The 16,236-nt window shown below is 55.9% G+C and carries 11 protein-coding genes; all 11 read left to right on the forward strand.

Features of this window, described 5'->3' with window-relative positions; translation table 11 throughout:
- Positions 1 to 5 precede the first annotated feature (5 nt).
- Positions 6 to 5,636, forward strand: a complete 5,631-nt coding sequence (locus tag D5085_11675; protein QEP43718.1) for a response regulator — start codon at positions 6 to 8, stop codon at positions 5,634 to 5,636.
- 3 nt (positions 5,637 to 5,639) lie between these two features.
- Positions 5,640 to 6,116 carry a chemotaxis protein CheW gene (locus D5085_11680; GenBank protein QEP43719.1) on the forward strand — a complete coding sequence of 159 codons (477 nt, stop codon included), beginning with the start codon at positions 5,640 to 5,642 and terminating at the stop codon, positions 6,114 to 6,116.
- 232 nt (positions 6,117 to 6,348) lie between these two features.
- Positions 6,349 to 9,336: a hypothetical protein gene (locus D5085_11685; GenBank protein QEP43720.1), complete on the forward strand. Its 2,988-nt coding sequence runs from the start codon at positions 6,349 to 6,351 to the stop codon at positions 9,334 to 9,336.
- 29 nt (positions 9,337 to 9,365) lie between these two features.
- The gene (gene truA / locus D5085_11690; protein QEP43721.1) at positions 9,366 to 10,151 is read left to right on the forward strand and encodes a tRNA pseudouridine(38-40) synthase TruA; all 786 of its coding nucleotides are present in this window, start codon (positions 9,366 to 9,368) and stop codon (positions 10,149 to 10,151) included.
- A 4-nt stretch (positions 10,152 to 10,155) separates the two neighbouring features.
- The gene (locus D5085_11695) at positions 10,156 to 10,788 is read left to right on the forward strand and encodes a phosphoribosylanthranilate isomerase (GenBank protein QEP43722.1); all 633 of its coding nucleotides are present in this window, start codon (positions 10,156 to 10,158) and stop codon (positions 10,786 to 10,788) included.
- Positions 10,772 to 11,992, forward strand: coding sequence for a tryptophan synthase subunit beta (gene trpB / locus D5085_11700; protein QEP43723.1), 1,221 nt, complete (start codon positions 10,772 to 10,774; stop codon positions 11,990 to 11,992). Before D5085_11695 ends, trpB begins: the two co-directional genes overlap by 17 nt.
- The gene (locus tag D5085_11705; GenBank protein ID QEP43724.1) at positions 11,989 to 12,789 is read left to right on the forward strand and encodes a tryptophan synthase subunit alpha; all 801 of its coding nucleotides are present in this window, start codon (positions 11,989 to 11,991) and stop codon (positions 12,787 to 12,789) included. Before trpB ends, D5085_11705 begins: the two co-directional genes overlap by 4 nt.
- Positions 12,790 to 12,828: 39 nt before the next feature.
- Positions 12,829 to 13,701, forward strand: coding sequence for an acetyl-CoA carboxylase carboxyltransferase subunit beta (locus D5085_11710; GenBank protein QEP43725.1), 873 nt, complete (start codon positions 12,829 to 12,831; stop codon positions 13,699 to 13,701).
- A gap of 15 nt (positions 13,702 to 13,716) precedes the next feature.
- Entirely contained in the window at positions 13,717 to 15,003 is a 1,287-nt protein-coding gene (locus tag D5085_11715) for a bifunctional folylpolyglutamate synthase/dihydrofolate synthase (GenBank protein ID QEP43726.1), read from the forward strand.
- Positions 14,996 to 15,589 (forward strand): hypothetical protein, encoded by a 594-nt coding sequence (locus tag D5085_11720; protein ID QEP43727.1) that lies wholly within the window; start codon positions 14,996 to 14,998, stop codon positions 15,587 to 15,589. The genes D5085_11715 and D5085_11720 overlap by 8 nt, the downstream gene beginning before the upstream one ends.
- A 72-nt stretch (positions 15,590 to 15,661) precedes the next feature.
- Complete coding sequence (locus tag D5085_11725) at positions 15,662 to 16,219, forward strand: CvpA family protein (GenBank protein QEP45146.1); 558 nt, start codon at positions 15,662 to 15,664, stop codon at positions 16,217 to 16,219.
- The last annotated feature ends 17 nt before the right edge of the window (positions 16,220 to 16,236 follow it).

Here is a 16,236-nt window from a genome sequence, read left to right on the forward strand (position 1 = left end):
AGAGCATGGCTGACCCGCAACAACAGTATGACAGCAGCACTCTGGACTGGATTAAGGCCGAAATCGCCGAAAATCTGGCGTTAGCGCGTAGGGTGCTCGAACAGCTACTAGAACAGCAGGAGGCCGCAGAGAACCTTCAAGCGCTACAAAACTGCCTGCATCAGGTCGCCGGAGCGCTGCAACTTGTCGAACTACAGGGGATAGCCACCTATGTGGCTGAATTAGAGGCCTTTGCGGCAAGAAGTGAGCTCTACCTACAAGATGAGGCGCTCGCGGAGTTGTTGATGGAGGGGATCTTACTCATCCCCGAATATATGGAGTACATCGCCCAAGGGCGTCCCGACTCGCTCTATGCGCTACTATCGCCCCTGAATCAGCTTAGAGGGGTATTAGGAGAGCCGCCTCTCAAACGGCTTGACTATTTTCAACCCTCGCTCTCGGTTCCGGTACCGGAGGGGTTTGCTGGATTGTTAGCCGGTAAGGAGACCGCGCGGCAAGCGGCGACCAAGCTGCTCAAATATCTGCAAGCGGCGGTTATAGCGCTGCCGCAGGGGGAGGCGTCGAAACAGCTCGCCGTCGTGATGACCGTATTGCAAAAACTGGCCCCCTATCTGAGCCATGAACGGATGCAGCGCTGGCTCTGGATAGCGACCGCTTTTGTCGATGGGTTGCAGAGCCAAAAAATACCGCTCGATGAGGAGAGTCTAGGCGGGATACAGAAGATCGTCGAAATGGTACAGCTACTCTCTCGACAGGGGGAGTCGGAGCAGCTACCGTGGGCTACCATCGATAAGCTCAACTACTGGCTATTGTGGAGAGTTGCGACGACCAACTCCTCTTATCCGCTACAGAGTGTGGCGGCAGAGGTCTATCACGCCTTTGCACTAGGGGGATTTTGGGGGGCTAATGATGCGGTAGCGACGATTAACAGCGAGACCCGTCAGGCACTAGCGGACGATATTCTGGGCGAGTTAACGACCATTAAGGAGCGACTCGACCTCTGTGTTCGTACCGGTAATCGAGAAGATGAGAAGCTACAATCGCTGCTCGAACAGCTACAGAGGATGCGAGCCCCCTTGATGATTATCGAGCAGAGTGACGCGGTTAACGATCTGCAACAGGTCTGCTCTCTCCTACAGACTCTCCTTGAACAGGGGGGCGGTCTGGAGTTAATGATGGATGCTGCCACGCTGATTTTGCAGCTCGAAGCGACCCTACAGGGGTGGAGTCAGCATACCAGTGTCGCAGCAGACGAGACGGGGGGGGGCGAACTCTTCTCCTCTAGCCATAATGTCGTCATTCAACATGCGATGGAGGAGGCTCGTAGCGAGCTGCTTAAAGTACGCGCACAGCTATCGGACTATCTCGAACAAGGTGGTCAAGCCGAGTTATTGACGGAGGCGCTACAGCAGCTTGATCAGCTGCGTGGAACCTTGATTATGCTCAACTATTCGCGACTAGCGAAGTTAATTCACGCCTGCGGCCTATTTGTTCAACGAGAGCTCATTGGTGCCGATTCGTTACCACCAGCGGCGCGACTCGATATGTTTGCCGATGCGTTTATGGCTGCCGAGTACTTTTTAGATGCTTTCGTAGAGAAGAGAGTTCACCCCGCACTCATTCTCCGAGTGGCTGAGACCTCTTTTGTCGCTCTCGGTATCGATCTTAACTCCCTAGAGCCGTTACAGCTCGCGGTTAAGGCGAGCGACGAGCTAGCCGATGAGGGTGAGGATGAGGATGAGGGTGAAAGTGAGGATTTAGCCTGGATCGCGACCGACTATGCTGCACCGATGGCTGATGAGACGGTGCCTGGTGAAGAGGCTTCGACCGCTTCGCAACAGCCGACTGAGGCGCTAGAGGAGGAGCAGGGAGAGGAGATCGATGAGGAGATTTTAGAGATATTCATCGACGAGGCTAAGACAGAGCTTGAGAGTATCGCCACCGAACTGCCGCATTGGCAACAGAATCCACAAAATAGCGACGCTCTTGGCTCTATTCGGCGCAGCTTCCATACCATAAAGGGGAGTGGCCGGCTGGTCGGCGCGACGAGATTAGGCGAATTTGCTTGGGCATTTGAGAAACTGCTGAACAAAATACTTGAGGGGCAGTTGGCTCCTAGCGCCACCCTTTTCGATATGCTAGAGCAGGCGTTAGAGGCGCTAGAGCAGCTAATCGCCAACTTCTCTCAACGGGAACCGATTAGCGTCGATTACCAGCTATTGCAATCGTTTGCTCACGAGCTAGTTGATGGCATGGGGATGCCGGTTGCCGAATCGGTGGTTGACGAGCCGCCGGCAGCGGTCGTGGTGAGCAGAGCAGACCCCTCAGCTGAAGACAGTGCTTATGATGCTGAACTGTTAGCCATCTACAGTGCCGAAACAGATACGCATCTCGATACCCTGCGCCAATTTATCGATGATAGTCAGCGGCGGACAATTGATGAGCCGGTGATGCGAGCGATACACACCCTTAACGGCAGCTCCCGCATGGCCGGTATTGAGGCCGTGCCGGCGCTAATGGTGCCGCTAGAGGAGGTGGTGCGGCAGATGCAGTTAAGTGGTACCGATGTCTCGGTGGCGATGCGAGAGCTGTTGAGTGATGCCATCGACTATATCTTCACGGTCAGAGAGCAGCTACTCGCGGGGGGGGATAACTACCCCTCGGTTACCTCACTACTGCAACGGCTGCAGCAGCTTAGCGAGGGTATCGGCAGAGTCGATGGCACCCATCCTGAGCAGGGGCTAGTCTCAGTGGCCGAGCCGGTCGAAGAGTGCATGATGCCCGAGTATAGCGGGGATGATGCGGAGCTGATTGAGATCTTCTTGGTCGAGGCCGAAGAGTTAATCGATGCGAGCGAGAGTGCCCTACACCAGTGGGCTCAAAATCCACAGCAGTTGAGCTGGGCTAGAGAGCTACAGCGCCATCTCCACACACTAAAAGGGGGGGCGCGATTAGGGGGAATTACCCCCATGGGTGATCTAAGCCACGCGCTAGAGTCGGCCTTTGAAGCGGTGGTCGAGGGGCGGCTGCCGAGCAGTCGTGAGCTATTTGAGCTGCTACAGTTAGCGCATGATCGCCTAGTCGGAATGTTACAACAGGTAGAGCAGCGCCAAGCGGTGACGGTTGCTAGGGCGATTATTGAGCAGCTACAGAGGCTGCAACGGGGTGAGACAGCCGTCGTCGAAGCCGCAATCGTTAAGGATGAGGAGACTCCTCCTGAGCCTAGCGTTGTTGAAGTAGCGGTGACTCCGAGTTCGCAACTCCCTTGTCATGAGGTCAACTATGACGATGAGGATGCCGATCTACTGGAGATATTTCTGGAGGAGGCCAAAGAGCTACTCGATGCGAGCGATGGAACGCTCCATCTCTGGTCGGAGCAGCCCGATAACTTTGAACTGGCACGCATTTTACAACGCCAGCTTCACACCCTCAAAGGGGGGGCGCGCCTCGCTGGCCTGAGTTCGATGGGGGAGCTCTGCTATGCGCTAGAGGCCCTGTTTGAGAGCGCTGTGCTATTAACCCCCCCCCTGCTGGAGTCACTGACATTGGCTCAGCGTCGTTTAACGACCATGGTCGAGCAGCTAGAGGCGAAGCAGCCGGTGGTGGTGGGGGATGATCTCGTCCCACTGTTTGAGCGGCTGCGTTGCGGTGAGTCGCTACGCCTCGTCGAGCGGGAGCAGGGGGAGACTATCGTTGCGACAGAGAGCGCCCCCTCTGAACCACCCACGACAGCCGCGAGAGATGTAGCAGCCGCAGCCGCAGCCACACCCACACCCGTATCGGAGCGAGCCACCCAAGATATTGTCCGGGTACGGGCCGATCTACTCGATAATTTGGTCAATTTTGCCGGTGAAATGAGTATCTACCGCTCTAGGATAGAGCAGCAGATAGGCAAATTTGGTGGCCAGCTCTATGAGATGGAGCAGACAATCGAACGACTGCGGGAGCAGCTGCGCAAATTCGATATCGAAACTGAAGCGCAAATTGACGCTAAAGGGTATCGGGCAGAGGGGGAGGTCGAGAGTAACAGCGAGTTCGACCCACTCGAATTTGATCGCTTTACCACCATGCAGCAGCTATCGCGCTCCATGATGGAGTCACTGGCCGATATTCAAAATATCGAAGATACCATGCTAGGGCTATCGCGTGATACTGAGACGCTGTTACTACAGCAGTCTCGGGTTAACTCTGAATTGCAACAGAGTTTAGTGCAGACCCGAATGACTCCTCTAGCCGATTACGCCTCGCGTCTGCGGCGACTCGTTCGACAAGTGGCTAGCGAGTTGGGCAAAAAGGCCAACTTACTGATTCGTGGCGCCGAAGTAGAGATGGATCGCCATGTCGTTGAGCGGATTATTGCACCCTTAGAGCATCTGCTGCGCAACGCCTTAGCGCACGGCATTGAGTCACCAGAGCAGCGACAGCAGCGGGGTAAGACTGCTGAGGGTGAAATTGCCATTATGGTCGAGCGCGAAGGGTCGGAGATTGTTATTCATGTTCGCGATGATGGGAGCGGAATTGCCATCGATAAGGTGCGACAAAAGGCGGTAGCGCGTGGCCTAATTCCGGTCAATGCCGTGTTAAGTGACGAGGAGATGCTGCAATTTATCTTCGAGTCGGGCTTCTCTACCGCCTCGGGGGTGAGTCAAGTGGCGGGGCGCGGCGTCGGTATGGATGTGGTCAATAGCGAAGTGCGTCAACTCGGTGGTGCGATTCACCTTAAATCGGTAGCGGATCAAGGGGCCACCTTTACCATTCGTCTGCCGCTTAATCTGACAGTGACTCGGGCGCTGTTAGTCGAAGTCGGTGAGAGCGTCTATGCGCTGCCGCTGTTAAGTGTGCGTACGATTGAGCGGATCGATAATAGCGATCTACTTGAGCTTCTGAATGAAGATAAACCGATATTTGAGTGGGTAGATGGCGATTACGAAATGTTTCACCTCACCCATCTTTTAGGGGAGATGGTTCACTCGATTATCGAGAATGAGGGTAAACAGTCGTTAATCTTGGTGCAAAGTGGTGAGCATAAGGTTGCCATGATGGTTGACCGCCTAATCGGTAGCCGCGAAGTGGTGGTAAAGTCGCTAGGACTACAGTTAGGCGCACTACCGAAGATCTCCGGTGCAACGATTATGGGGGATGGGAGTGTGGTGCTGATTCTGGATGTGCCAGCGCTAATTCGCCACCGGACGCAACTCTATGAGGAGCTGCAACAGCGAGCACTGCACGAGGCGCAGGAGCAGCATCAGAGGCAGCAAAATATCGATCCGTTGGTCATGGTGGTGGATGACTCCATTACGGTGCGCAAGGTGACTGAACGCATGCTCAAGCGGCAGAATATCCGTTGTGTCACCGCGAAAGATGGGGTCGATGCGATCGCAGTGCTGGATCATACCCTGCCCGATGTGATGCTGCTTGATATCGAAATGCCGCGGATGGATGGTTTTGAGCTAGCGACCCATATTCGCAATAATCAGCGTTTGCGCCATATTCCAATCATCATGATCACCTCTCGTAGCGGGGATAAGCATCGCAATCGCGCCTTTGAGATCGGGGTTAACCGCTATATGACCAAACCTTACGCCGAAGCAGATCTGCTACAGGCGATTCAACAGCAGCTACTGGTGGAGGTATAGCGCATGGCCAATATCTATCAAGATAGCGAACGGCGCCTGCGTTGCCTCTCGCTGCCGGTTGCCCTCTCGGAGCCATTGATTGTCCCTAACGCCGCCGTGGCGGAGATTCTGCCCTACAGTGAACCGGAGAGGATGCGTGACCCCCCAAAGTGGCTACTCGGTCTCTACCATTGGCGTGGCCACTCGATGCCGCTGATAACCTTGCAACCGCTGTTGGAGCGACAAAAGGTGCCATCGCCGCGACAACATCGCCGAATTGCGGTGATGAATCAGCTCTGTGCCGACTCCCGACGCCCCTTTTATGGGATTGCGCTCGATGAGGTGCCGCACCAGTTGACTATCGGTAGCACCACCTTGAGCGCCCGTGGCGAAGTGTTACAAAATCAGCCACTGCTGCAACGGGTGAGCTACCTTGGGATCCCCTATGCCATTCCCAATTTAGAGTACTATGAGGCGTTGGCGAACAAGCTAACCCTCTAGTGGGTGTGAATTAGCGCCGCTTTTAACCAATAAACTGTTTGGAAATAGCCGCGAGTGGGGTATAGTTTTGCCCAAACTGTTGTCGTGCTCTCTTAGTGGTTGTCGATTTTGCTAGGAGGTGCGGGTTGGGTAGTTGGTGCCATTATACTCTGCAAGATCGCAACAGAGGACTTAATGACATTAGGAAGAGTAAACAGACAAGACTCTGTGCAAAGCGTTTTAAGGAAAGAGGATGAACTATAGACTGATAGCCGGTCTGCTCTCGGTTCTGGTTGGATTGCCATCGCTGGCTGCTGCCCTCGGATTGGGGGAGATTCGGCTCTATTCGGCTCTCAATCAACAACTCAATGCCGAAATTGAGCTACTCTCAGCGGAGCCCGATGATTTAAATCGATTATCGATCAATTTAGCCTCCCATGAGACCTTTGCTAAATTAGGTCTTGAGCGCCCGCAGCATCTACTCTCGCTCCGTTTTCAGGTCGAACCGTCGCTTCAAGGCAAAGCGGTAGTTCGGATCACCAGTCAGGAGAATATTCGCGAGCCTTTTCTTGATTTTGTCATCGAGGCGCTCTGGCCTGGGGGGCGGGTGCTGCGTGAATATACGCTACTGCTCGATCCGCCAGAGTATAACCGCAATCAACCGGTTAGGGTCGCGGCTCAGCCGCTTCAACCACCACCGGAGTGGGGGGGGAGTGGCAGGGGCGCTTCGGTTGGGGCAAGCGCAAGTGGCGAGACCTTTACCTACGGGCCGGTGCGTCGTGGCGATACCTTGTGGCGTATTGCCGGTGAGTATCGCTCAAATCAGCAAGCAAGCCGTCAGCAGATTATGCAGGCGCTGTTTCGGGAGAATCCCGAAGCCTTTATGGAGGGAGATATTAACCGCCTAAAACAGGGGGTGATTTTGCGCCTGAGCGAGCCTGCGCTGGTGGCGAGTATGGCGTCCCCCGCGGCGATAGAGGCGCTACGGCGTCAGAGTGAGCAGGAGCGGCTACAGATGGCGGCCGAGGCGGAGAAGCGTCAGCCGGAGCCTGCACCAGAGAAGCCGCCGGCTGATCGCGTTGTGGCTCAACGACCTAATGTTAAACTGGTCTCTCCGAGCGAAGGGGGGCGTGAGCTTGATCTCTCCGGTAGTGGCGAGGGTGACAACGATAAGTTACAGCAGCAGTTGCGACAGGAGCTGCTGCTAGCACTAGAGACCTCTGAAGCACAACGGCAGGAGAATAGTGAGCTGCGGCAGCGTCTAGGTGAGTTGCAGCAGCAGTTAGAGCAGGTAAAGCGCCTGATAGCGCTGAAAAATCCCCAGTTAGCACAACTACAGCAGTTAGCCGGTAACGATGAGGTGCCACCGACAGACAGCGCCGTGGTTGAGACGCCGTCTGTACCGGCACCGATGGTTGAGGCGGTGGCAACGGCGACTGACCCTGACTCCGATCTGGAGTCGGTTGAGGGGAGTGAGACTAGAACTGACACTGGGGCTGAGGCTGAGGCTGAGGCTGAGACTAGAACCGAGACCGACATCGAAGCTATCGCAGTCACAGCTACCGCTTTACAGGTAGAGCCACCGTCCCCTCCACCGCCACCACCCCCGCCGGCTAGAGCAGCGCCATCGGCACTCGACTGGGTAATGGCTAATCTGTGGCTAGTCGGCAGCGGCGCGGCACTGGTACTGATTCTGCTAACTCTAGTGATTACCATCATGCGGCGGCGGCGAGGTTTTCAAGAGAGCATCCTCAGCAACGGCGGTTCGTTATCGGTAGCGACAACCTTTGACGGTGGCAGCGGCCCCGATACCTCATTTATGAGCGATTTGGCCATCAGTGGTCTGAGCACGATTGGGGGGAGTGATGAGGGGAGTAGCGTCGATCCCCTCACTGAGGCCGATGTCTATATGGCCTATGGACGGATTAAACAGGCCGAGGAGCTACTAAGTCACGCGATTGAGAAGGAGCCGGATAGACTCGAACTAAAGGTCAAGATGCTGGAGGTTTACTACCTAAAGAAGGATCAAAAGTCGTTTGATAAGCTGCTACTAGCGGCCGGCGTAGCGCTACAGGAGCAGGAGGAGTTATGGCGTCAGGTGGTGCCGATGGGCAGGGAGATCTCCCCCGATAATCCTCTGTTTGCTAATGTCGAAGAGGGTGAGTTTGAGCTGCCGCCCGGCGTGGTTGAGGGAGAGGGGAGTGATAAGCCGTCAATCTTCGATGATGTACTCGATATAGGTATCGATCTCGACGAGTTGAGTGCCGAGATGGAGTCAGCGGTCGGCGACGATCTAGATATTGACTTAGGGATCGACTTCTCTGAGCTAGGAGATACTTTTGGGGGGACCGCGACCGAAGCCGTTAAGAAGGGGGGGGATAGCGAGATGGATGCGCTGCTCAACTTTACGGTTGAGGAGCTAGAGCTAGAGAGGGGTGATAGCGATAAAGAGAAAGAGAAAGAGAACAGTGAGGCGACTAAACCCTCTGTCGCTAGCGGTGGCGTGGCCGCAGCCGCAACTATGGATATGGAGGATTCACTAGGAGAGCTGCTTAACCTCGATCTCAACCTAGAGAGTTCACCGCCCCTGACCGAGGAGAGCGAACGCGACACGGATGAGGAGGCACCGCTTAACCTAGACGATTTGGCCGATCTCGATCTGACGCTGCCCGATGAGAACGACTCTCCGAGTGGCGAGGCTGAGCTAGATTTTAGCCTTGAACTAGACCAGTTAGCTCTGGAGCAGAGTGATGTCGCTGCTGCCCATACTGACAATGGGGGGGGCGATGCCCTGCCTGAGTTCAATTTTGATGATCTAGATATCGATTTAACCGAACTAGAGGGGATCGAGGCTACCCCGCCCATCCCTGAGACTGATGCGAGCGATGCACTGCTTGATTTGAGTGAGCTGGAGTTAGATAGCCTCCCTGAGGTAGCAGAGGATGAGTCGGAGCTAGCCGCGCTAGCGCAGCAGCTTGACCTTGGGGAGGGGAGCGGCGACGATTTTCTGACCGATTTAGGTGAAATCCCCGATTTTGATGCCATGTTTGGAGATGATTTGACCCAAGGCGAGAGCGATAGTAGCGGTGAAAGCGTCGAAACTAAGCTCGATTTGGCACGCGCCTATATGGAGATGGAGGGGGGAGACGCCGATGCTCGCAGCCAGTTACAAGAGGTACTGGCCGAAGGGAGTGAGGAGCAGAAACACAAAGCGCAGCAGCTACTGGATAAACTCGGTTAAGCGGTTAAACGGTCGAACTGTTAAGCTCTGTGCGTATCGCTGTCGGAATTGAATATGATGGGAGTGGATTCTGCGGCTGGCAGCGTCAGCGCCATACCGCAGCGACAATACAGCAGGTGTGTGAAGAGGCGCTAAGCCAAGTGGCCAACCAGCCGCTGGCGCTACAGTGCGCCGGCCGTACCGATACCGGAGTCCATGCGGCGATGCAGGTGGCCCATTTTGATACCACCGCGTCGCGTAGTGAGCGCTCTTGGGTGTTAGGTGGCAACGCTAATCTGCCCACTGGGGTGGTGGTACACTGGGCTAAAGCGGTAGAGAGCCGATTTCATGCCCGCTTTAGCGCCACTCGACGCTGTTACCGCTACCTGATTCAGCAGCGCTCGGTGCGGCCGGTGTTGAGCGCCCACCGAGTCTGCTGGAGCCGACAGGCGCTCGATATGGAGAGTATGCAGCAGGCGGCGCTGCTGCTCGTTGGCAGGCACGACTTTAGTGCGCTAAGAGCCGCTGGGTGTCAGGCGAGATCGCCCTATCGGCTGGTATCGAAATTCAATTTAGAGGGGCGGGGCGACTTTATCTGGTTCGATATCTGCGCAAACGCCTTTTTGCACCACATGGTTAGAAATATCGCCGGGTTGCTGTTAGCCGTAGGCCGACGCGAGCAGCCGCCGCAGTGGGTGGCCGAGGTGTTGCAGAGTCGGGATCGGCGCCTAGCGGGGGTGACCGCGCCAGCGGCCGGTCTCTATCTGACTGATATCAGCTATCCGGCCCATTTTGGCGTGCCGACTGCAATAATGCGGCCCGATTTGATAGGATAGTGGGATGAGTCGAGTTCATGTCAAAATTTGTGGAATTACCCGCCCTGAGGATGGCCTCTTTGCCGCCGCCTGTGGGGTCGATGCGATTGGTCTGGTCTTCTATCCGCCGAGCCCAAGAGCGGTCACTCTGGAGCAGGCTGCGGCAGTGGTTGCGCGACTACCACCGTTTGTCTCGGTGGTGGCGCTCCTAGTCAACCCGACAGTCACGGAGGTCGAGGCGGTGTTGGCGCAGATCGCCCCCGATATTTTGCAGTTTCATGGCCAAGAGAGTGATGAGTTTTGTCGCCAGTTTCAGCGGCGCTACATTAAAGCGTTGGCGGTACAGTCGGGCAGTTCGGTGGTGCAGTTAGTCTCAGCCTATCCTGAGGCTTCGGCGCTGCTGCTCGATGCTTGGCACCCTAAGCTGCATGGGGGCAGTGGCGAGGCGTTTGATTGGGGGCTCATTCCCCCCCTCACCCAGCCATTGATCCTAGCCGGAGGGCTCAATCCCGATAATGTCGCTACCGCTATCGCCACGGTGCACCCCTATGCGGTCGATGTCAGTAGTGGGGTCGAGTCGCGCAAGGGGTGTAAGGATCACACCAAAATCAGCCGTTTTTTAACCGAAGTAGAGCAGTGTAATGTCAATAGAGTCTGATTCATCTACCCAATATCGCTGGCCCGATGCTGGCGGTCACTTTGGCCCCTATGGTGGTATGTTTGTGGCCGAAACCTTAATGGCACCGCTACAGCAGCTACAGCAGGCCTACGAGCGCTATCTGCAAGACCCCGACTTTCTGGCCGAATTTGAGCACGATCTGCACCAATTTGTCGGCCGACCGACGCCGCTCTACTATGCCGAGCGCTGGAGTCGGGAGTTAGGGGGAGCCAAAATCTACCTTAAACGGGAGGATTTGAACCATACCGGTGCCCATAAAATTAACAATACCATCGGTCAGGCGCTCTTAGCGCGTCGAATGGGTAAACAGCGAATTATCGCTGAAACCGGTGCCGGCCAGCATGGGGTGGCGACGGCGACGGTAGCGGCGCGAATGGGGCTAGAGTGCGTGGTCTATATGGGGGCTGACGATATTGAGCGCCAAAAGATCAATGTCTATCGCATGAAGCTGCTCGGGGCGGAGGTGGTGGCGGTCAGATCGGGCACGGCAACTTTGAAAGATGCGCTTAATGAGGCGATGCGTGACTGGGTGACTAGCGTCGATAATACCTTCTACATTATCGGCACTGTGGCCGGCCCCCACCCCTATCCGGCGATGGTGCGCGACTTCCAATCGGTGATCGGCAGAGAGACTCGCGAGCAGATATTGGCGCAGGAGGGGAGGCTGCCCGATAGGTTAATCGCCTGTGTCGGCGGTGGCTCGAATGCGATGGGGCTCTTCTACCCATTTTTGGACGATAGTGGTGTGGGGATTATCGGGGTCGAGGCGGCCGGTGATGGCCTTGAGAGTGGTCGCCACGCCGCACCGCTCTGTGCTGGTAGGCCGGGGGTGTTGCACGGTAACCGTACCTATCTGATGGAGGATAGTGATGGCCAGATTATCGGTACCCACTCGATCTCGGCTGGACTCGACTACCCCGGTGTCGGCCCCGAACACGCTTGGCTAAAAGATAGCGGTCGGGCGCGATATGTGGCCGTGACCGATACCGAGGCGCTACAGGCGTTTCACTCTTTAACCCGAACTGAGGGGATTATTCCGGCACTAGAGTCGAGCCACGCACTCGCCTATGCCGCTAAACTCGCTCCAACGCTCGACCGAGAGCAGTTGATAGTGGTGAACCTCTCCGGTCGCGGTGATAAGGATATTCATACGGTTGCATCACTAGAGGGCATGAAGGTATGAGCCGAATTCAATCCCGTTTTGAAAAGTTACGCGCCGCGCAGCGCCGGGGATTAATCCCCTTCATTACCGCCGGCGATCCCCATCCGGATCAGACGGTAGCGATGATGCTGATGTTGGTGGCACAGGGGGCTGATCTGATTGAGTTGGGCGTCCCCTTTTCCGATCCGATGGCCGATGGTCCGGTCATTCAACGCGCGAGCGAACGGGCGTTAGCCCATGGGGTCTCGTTGCGGCAGGTGCTTGAGCTGGTAGCGCTGTTTCGGCAACAAGATAGCGAGACGCCGGTTATCTTGATGGGGTATCTGAATCCGGTCGAGGTGATGGGATACGCCTCTTTTGCGACCGCAGCTGCTAAGGCGGGTGTCGATGGGGTACTGCTCGTTGATCTCCCTCCGGAGGAGAGCGATATGCTAGCGGCGGCGTTAAAACAGCAGCAGATCGATATGATCTATCTTATCGCACCGACCACGACCGATGAGCGCATGGCGACTATCTGTCGTCTTGCTAGCGGGTTTGTCTATTATGTTTCGGTTAAGGGGATTACCGGTGCCGGGAGCTTAAATAGCGAGGAGGTGGCGCAGCGGGTGGCCCATATTCGCCAATTTACCTCGCTACCGGTCGGGGTCGGTTTTGGGATTAAAGAGGGTGCCTCAGCGGCAGCGATTACGCGCACAGCCGATGCCGCTGTGGTCGGCAGTGCCGTTGTCAGCCGTATTGAGGCTAACGCAGCCGACGCAGCCGCTGCCCGCGAGAGTGTCGGAGCCTTTATTGCTGAGCTGCGCCAAGCGTTGAGTTAAGCTAATAATCTAACAGTAGAGATGGAATGATAATCGGTTATGAGTAGCTGGCTACAGAAATTTTTTCCCTCCCAAATTCGTACGGAAGGGGGGAATAAGAAGAATGTCCCCGAAGGGCTATGGGATAAGTGTCAAGGCTGCAACTCGGTGCTTTACAAAGCGGAGTTAGAGCGCAACCTTGAGGTCTGCCCTAAGTGTGGTCACCATATGCGTATTGGTGCGCGACGGCGCTTAGAGGGGTTTCTCGATCCGGAGCCTCGGCAAGAGTTAGCAAGTGGCGTTGTGCCGATAGATATGCTTAAATTTAAGGACTCGAAACGCTATAAAGATCGCCTCGCACAGGCGCAAAAGAGCACCGATGAGAGCGATGCTCTGCTGGTGATGCGGGGGGAGGTGAGGGGATTGGCGGTGATTGCCGCTGCGTTTGAGTTTCGCTTTATGGGGGGCTCGATGGGCTCGGTGGTCGGTGAGCGTTTTGTTCGTGGTGTCAATGCTGCCATTGAGCACCACTCGCCGCTCATCGTCTTCTCCGCTAGTGGTGGGGCGCGGATGCAGGAGGCGCTCTTTTCGCTGATGCAGATGGCCAAAACCTCGGCGGCACTGACCCGTTTAAGTGATCAACGGCTCCCCTTTATCTCGGTATTAACCGATCCGACTATGGGGGGGGTCTCGGCTAGTCTAGCGATGCTAGGCGATATCCATATCGCCGAACCGAATGCTCTCATCGGCTTTGCAGGGCCGCGGGTCATCGAACAGACGGTGCGAGAGACGCTACCGTCAGGCTTTCAGCGCAGTGAGTTTCTGCTAGAGAAGGGGGCTATCGACATGATTGTCGATCGCCGCGAGCTAGCAGAGAGGATTCATGCCCTGTTAAGTATGATGATGGCAAATCGTACCATAGCAGCAGCTTGACACCCGTTGCGCCTAATGAGTCGAACGCCTAGAGGGGGATCGTTGCCACAGAGCCTCTCTGAATGGTTGCAGTGGCAGCAGCAGCTCCACCCAAAATCGATCGATATGGGGCTAGAGCGTAGCCGTCAGGTGTTAAACCGTATGGCATTAGTACAGCCTCCGCTGGTGGTGACTGTGGCGGGAACGAATGGCAAAGGCTCGGTTGTCGCCCTGCTAACTAAGCTGTTTCAACTCGGCGGCTATCGGGTGGGAAGCTATACCTCCCCCCACCTGTGGCGCTATAACGAACGGATAGCGCTCAATGGCGAGCCGGTGAGCGATAGTGAGCTGATAGCGGCCTTTAACGCCGTTGAGGCGGCCAGAGAGGGGCAGCCTCTGACCTATTTTGAGTTTGGTACCCTCGCTGCGTTTGCTCTGCTAGTGAGATGGCGGGTCGAGGTCGCGGTGTTGGAGGTCGGATTGGGCGGGCGACTCGATGCGGTCAATCTGTGGGATGCCGATATGGCGATTATTAGCGCCATCGGGCTCGACCACACCGCTTGGTTAGGCGAGACTGAGACTGAGATTGCGCGGGAGAAGGCGGGTATTATGCGCCGAGATCAGACGGTTATCTATGGAGGCAGAGCGGTTGTCGAAGTGATTGAGGCTGAAGCGAGTCGAAGGGGGGCACGGCTGTGGCGAGCTGGGCGCGACTACCATTGGCAGCAGGGGCATTCGATGTGGCAGTGGCAGAGCGATAACCACCGTTTTACCCTACCGCTACCGGCACTGGTCGGAGAGCATCAACTGAGTAACGCCGCTGCGGTGGTGATGTTGCAGCAGCGACTGCCGGTGTCTGTTTCAATCTCGTTATCGAGCGTTATTAAGGCGCTGCGCCACTGGTCACTACCGGCACGGCTAGAGCGGCGAGTCGTGCAGCCTGAAGGGGTGGAGTGTCTGCTCGATGTCTCCCATAACCCGCAGGCGGTCGCCGCCCTTAGCGACTGGTTGCGCCGCCACCCTGCCTCTGGACGACAGCTAGCTCTGTTGTCGATGCTGGCCGATAAGGACTACACCACGGTGATTAAAATAATGCTACCTCTGATTGATCTTTGGTATGTGACCGATTCAGAGGGGGAACGGGGGCTATCGGGACGCGAACTTGAACGGGTTATTACGGCAGCGGGGGGAGAGGCCTGCTATCATAGCGACCTGACCACAGTATGGCGACAGCTGCGTGGTCAGTTGTTGACGACCGATCGCCTGATTGTGTTTGGTTCTTTCTATAGTGTCGCCGCAGTAGGGGCGTTAATTGATGAGTGAACAGCTAAAACAGCGCTTAGTTGGAGCCGTCGTGCTGTTGTCACTGGCGGTGATATTTATCCCGATGCTACTCGGGGGTAGAGAGGCGACTACCCAAATAACCTCCCTTGAGCCGCACCCCCCTAAACCGGTATTTAGCTATGAGTCGCTGCCACTGCCAACCCCAGATCAGTTAGTGTTTAATGACGAGACGGTGGTCACCGCCCCAGAGCCGAGCTATGAACCGGAGCCGAACAAGACACCAGAGCCCTCCAGTCCCCCAAGCCACGATCCTAAACCGACGGTTGCACAACCTGTGACCGAACCACCTGTTGAGACAGAGGTGCCTCCCGTCTCAGATAACGCTCTCGCTTGGGTGGTACAGATCGCCAGTGTTACCCGCCAACAGGGGGCGCTGGCGCTGCGTGATAAGGTGCGTGAGCAGGGACATCGCTGCTTTGTGCTCACTACCGATATTAACGGCACCCGCTTCTTTCGGGTGCGGGTAGGGCCGTTTCTGGATAAGAGCGAGGCGCAGCGGGCGGAGCGGCAGCTACAGCAGCAGCTAAAACTAAAGGGGCAGATATTGCGCCATGCGTCGCAGTAGCTTGCGATAGGCATAGATAGATAGATAGTAGATAGACAGCGTTCAAGTGAGAGAGTAGCCACAATGGAGAGTATGCAACAGACAGTAGCCGATATCGGCTTTAATTGGGCCGACTATGCGATTTTGGTCATCATTGCCCTATCAGTGATCATCAGCGTGATTCGGGGGTTTGCTAAAGAGGCACTCTCTTTAGCCGGCTGGATTATCTCATTTTGGGTAGCGGTGCAGTTCTCCCCCGAACTACAGCCGCTGCTAGCGGACTATATCGATACCCCCTCGCTACAGCTACTGATCTCGTTTGTGGTGCTGCTAATTATGGGACTGTTTGTGACCGGATTTATTAACTTTCTGGTCGGACAGGTAATTCAAAAAACCGGTTTAAGTGGCACTGATCGTATGGTTGGGGTACTGTTCGGGGGGGTGCGCGGAGTAGTGATTGTCGCAGCTTTAGTCTTAATGGCTAGCATGACACCGATACCGAGCGATCCTTGGTGGCAAGCGTCGCAGCTACTGCCCCACTTTGAGCAGTTAGCAGCCGAGCTGCAAAGCTATCTGCCGGAGGATATTCCGGCTCGATTTGGTGACAGTGAACTGTTTCAGCAGGTGGTGCCCGCAGAGGGCGGCCCTTAACTCTGAGGAGAGAGGTC

The organism is Ectothiorhodospiraceae bacterium BW-2 (assembly GCA_008375315.1).
GTDB lineage: Bacteria > Pseudomonadota > Gammaproteobacteria > Thiohalomonadales > Thiohalomonadaceae > BW-2.

Coding starts and splice junctions, on each gene's coding strand:
- D5085_11710 (QEP43725.1), top strand. CDS start 12,829: ATGAGTAGCTGGCTACAGAAATTTTTTCCCTCCCAAATTCGTACGGAA.
- D5085_11705 (QEP43724.1), top strand. CDS start 11,989: ATGAGCCGAATTCAATCCCGTTTTGAAAAGTTACGCGCCGCGCAGCGC.
- D5085_11715 (QEP43726.1), top strand. CDS start 13,717: ATGAGTCGAACGCCTAGAGGGGGATCGTTGCCACAGAGCCTCTCTGAA.
- D5085_11695 (QEP43722.1), top strand. CDS start 10,156: ATGAGTCGAGTTCATGTCAAAATTTGTGGAATTACCCGCCCTGAGGAT.
- D5085_11720 (QEP43727.1), top strand. CDS start 14,996: ATGAGTGAACAGCTAAAACAGCGCTTAGTTGGAGCCGTCGTGCTGTTG.
- trpB (QEP43723.1), top strand. CDS start 10,772: ATGTCAATAGAGTCTGATTCATCTACCCAATATCGCTGGCCCGATGCT.
- D5085_11675 (QEP43718.1), top strand. CDS start 6: ATGGCTGACCCGCAACAACAGTATGACAGCAGCACTCTGGACTGGATT.
- D5085_11680 (QEP43719.1), top strand. CDS start 5,640: ATGGCCAATATCTATCAAGATAGCGAACGGCGCCTGCGTTGCCTCTCG.
- D5085_11685 (QEP43720.1), top strand. CDS start 6,349: ATGAACTATAGACTGATAGCCGGTCTGCTCTCGGTTCTGGTTGGATTG.
- D5085_11725 (QEP45146.1), top strand. CDS start 15,662: ATGCAACAGACAGTAGCCGATATCGGCTTTAATTGGGCCGACTATGCG.